Annotated in this window: 3 protein-coding genes; 2 read left to right on the top strand and 1 reads right to left on the bottom strand. The window is 30.5% G+C overall.

Annotation, left to right across the window (positions count from 1 at the left end; genetic code table 11):
* A partial coding sequence (locus tag RXO53_RS08060) for a glycosyltransferase family 2 protein (protein WP_410713704.1) occupies nt 1-1,027 on the bottom strand: 1,027 nt, incomplete at its 3' end.
* 382 nt (nt 1,028-1,409) lie between these two features.
* On the opposite strand from RXO53_RS08060, the gene RXO53_RS08055 reads away from it, so the two are divergent.
* Both RXO53_RS08055 and RXO53_RS08050 read left to right on the top strand, forming a co-directional pair.
* Nucleotides 1,410-2,381, top strand: a complete 972-nt coding sequence (locus tag RXO53_RS08055) for a glycosyltransferase (protein WP_410713703.1) — start codon at nt 1,410-1,412, stop codon at nt 2,379-2,381.
* Nucleotides 2,382-2,533: 152 nt separating this feature from the next.
* Nucleotides 2,534-3,250 (top strand): glycosyltransferase family 2 protein (locus RXO53_RS08050; RefSeq protein ID WP_410713702.1); only part of this gene is annotated, 717 nt, incomplete at its 3' end.

Here is a 3,250-nt window from a genome sequence, read left to right as displayed (position 1 = left end):
CGTGTTTGCCGATCAGCCATCTGAAGCTCCAATAAGTATGTTTAATTTTGTCCGGCATTAAAGCTACAGTTACATCTGTAACCATAATCAAATAGTTCTTAAAGTCTATGGAACCTAAACTCAGAAGTTTCCTTTCCTGCTTAAGCCTCTCGAATAAATTCACTGTTAACCTCTGGCCTGAAGCCCAGGATGGCATAGAGGCCGTCTCGGCAGCCCTGAAGGCCTCATAGAACTCGGCATAGGGCCTACAATTTTCATCAAGTATGTTTATGATTAAGTTAGCATCAAGAGCCCAAGTAAAGTATGCTCTAGCTAATACTGGTAGACTCATCTCAAATCGGCTTGATCTCGAGGTATATGAGTATGGTGTAAGACTCATGGTATTAACTCTATAAAGCGTTAGCCTTTCACTTGATTCAAATAAAAGCCCTACTCTTTGATTTAAAGCTATAGCAGCTATAAAGAAGTCTAGGGAGCCCCTAATTAATTCAAGCAAATGCTTGTTTTCATCTAAAGGCTTTCTCACAACAGCTATAGAACTACTATTGTGAAAGATTCCTGGCTCTACAAAAGCAAGCCTGCAATCAACAATTCCAGGCGGCAGCCTTATTGTAAAGCTTTTTCCATATTCTAGATTAAGAGGTCTCCCGCTTTCATCTATATATATTTGTTTGTTATGGAAGTATATTAATTCTGGAACCGATTTGAATGTCTTATATATTTTCTCCAGCCTGTCTTCTCTATACAAATCGTCATCATCTAAAAAGGTTATTATATTTCCCTTTGATTCCTCAAGACCTATTGCTATCATGCCCCCTTGAGGTATTACATTAGTTACCATGTCTTTCCATCCATTTTTCCTTATTATGTCATCACTTATTTGATCTTCAAAGTTCTTTACAACAATTACCTCAAACTTATCCTTTGGAAGAGTTTGGGATTCTAGGCTTTTTAGAGCATAAGGAAGAAACTTCTTTCTATTATAAGCTGTCACTATGACTGAAATTAAATTATTTTTTTGCATCATTAACTTTGTACCTAGTTATATTTTATGCTAAAAGTATTTTAAACTATTATTAAGAAAGCTTTTATCTAAAGAATAAGCAAATTTGCATCATTCACTATTGGAAATTTAAATAAAGCGTAAATTGTAAATGAAAATTAAAATTCATTTTAAGTTATAAGCCTAGATTTTAAGTAATTTAACCTTGAAATACAATCAATTTAGAAAGAATTAATTCTTTTAATGGGTTTAAACATTAACTTGAATAGGCTATCTTAATGTATAATTTTTATATCGCATTTAATTTATATTACTACTTTACATATTTACAAATTCTTTGTTTATTATAAACACAATAAATTTAATTATATTTCAATCGATTAAATCATCTAAAAAGCTTATATTTTTGCTAAAAAAATTAAATAGAGGTGATATAAAAACGCAATCCATTTGCTTATACGGCACAGTTCTTAATTCATTAAATACCATAGAAAAGAGTTTAAAAAGTGTTTACAGATCTGATGCTGAAATAGTGGTAGTTGATGGAGGATCAAATGATGGAACCTATGAAAGGTTAATAGAACTTTCAAAGGAATTCAATATGAAGGTCTATAAGTTACCCAATTCTTCAAGAGGTATAGGAAGAGGGTTTGCATTACAACATTGTCCAGACAATTCAATAACAGCATATATAGATCTTGACGTAACTTATACTCCAGCTTTCAAGAAAATTGTAAAATCTGGAATTAAAAACGCATTAATACTTCATGAAGCAAATACGTTCATTGGAATTAAAGAAGAAATCCTAAGTAGAGGAAATTGGAAGGATTTGAACTCAAGTGAAGATTGGGAATTCTTTTCTAGAATGAAAATTCAGTACGGACTCCCAATAATTATAGGAAAAAACTTTGTATATAATGATCATAGAGAAAAGAGATATGCTAAAAATTGGAGAGAGTATTTAAAAAGAGAACTAAGATGGAAAATTGACAATATTAGGGGAACTGGTTACAGTTTTATCGAATTAATGAGAAAAAGACAACAGACTTTAGTAGAAGAGCTAGCTAAACCGTTAGCCTATTTAGTAGCAAAGGTAGAAGGAATTTATAGGAACTCAAAAGAGCTAAATAATTGGAATTTTACACTAAGGAACTTCTTTTATAACATTGATGACCCTCAAAAATACGGAATAGATAACGAATTCATTTATCCGCTAATAGTAGAAAGGCGATCGAATATAATTGATTATAATAAAGTAAGAAAGATTTTACTAAATAATTTCCTGAAACTAATTGAATATGATTGCGGTAACTATTCAGTTTTCACTAAGCAACTTGATCCCTCACTAAAATATAATTATAGAATATTAAAATGCTAATTATCTAAAAAAATTATAGCCGTATAGTTAAGTAGTACAATATTAGTTATACATAATTATTTTACATTAGAATGCCAATGTAAAATCAAACTCCTATAATACCTTGAAAACAAAGACGTTAACATTTTATTCTTCTTTTTTCTTATCTTTTTGTGCCTTTTATCTCAGTTATTATTACTGCTCATAATAGAAAGAAGTTTCTTCCTTATGCTCTAAAAAGCCTAGAATCCCAAACTCTTCCAAAGGATAAGTTTGAGGTAATTGTTGTAAAGAACTTTGAAGATCAAATAAGTGATGACATAATAAGGAAAAATGGATGGAAAGACATGGTAACTAATGTAATACCTCAAGGGGGCATGATAGCAATAGGTCTTGAGGAATCAAAGGGAAATATAATAACCTTTTTAGATGATGACGATTTGTATAGAGAAGACAGGCTGGAGAAAATATATAAGACATTCAAATCGGTTCCAGAATTAATATACTTCCATAACAAACAAATATATATAGATGAAAGCGGGAGACCTCTTACTTCAGAATATGGAAATGAAAAAAGCTTTATAATAAGGCTACCGCCTAGTTTATATTTGGTAAATAAAATAATCTTAAACAATAAAGGGCAAATCGTCAAAACTAAAATAACTGACATGAAAAATTTTCACCCTCCTATAAATACTTCCGCTATAACTGTTAAGAAAGAGATCTTTTATAAAAGTATATTAGATAAAATTGGAAATATTTTTGCTTCAGTAGATGTTTTATTATTTTACTTGGCTTATTGCCGCAATGGAAATTTTGTTTTTGATAATAGAAAATTAACTCTAAGGAGAATTCATAGACTTAATACAAGTGTAGATAGAGTAAGCGAT

The sequence above is a fragment of the Caldisphaera sp. genome (genome assembly GCF_046536515.1).
Taxonomy (GTDB): domain Archaea; phylum Thermoproteota; class Thermoprotei_A; order Sulfolobales; family Acidilobaceae; genus Caldisphaera.
Note: the sequence above shows the minus strand (reverse complement) of the source record. Positions and strands in the feature narration are given on the sequence as shown.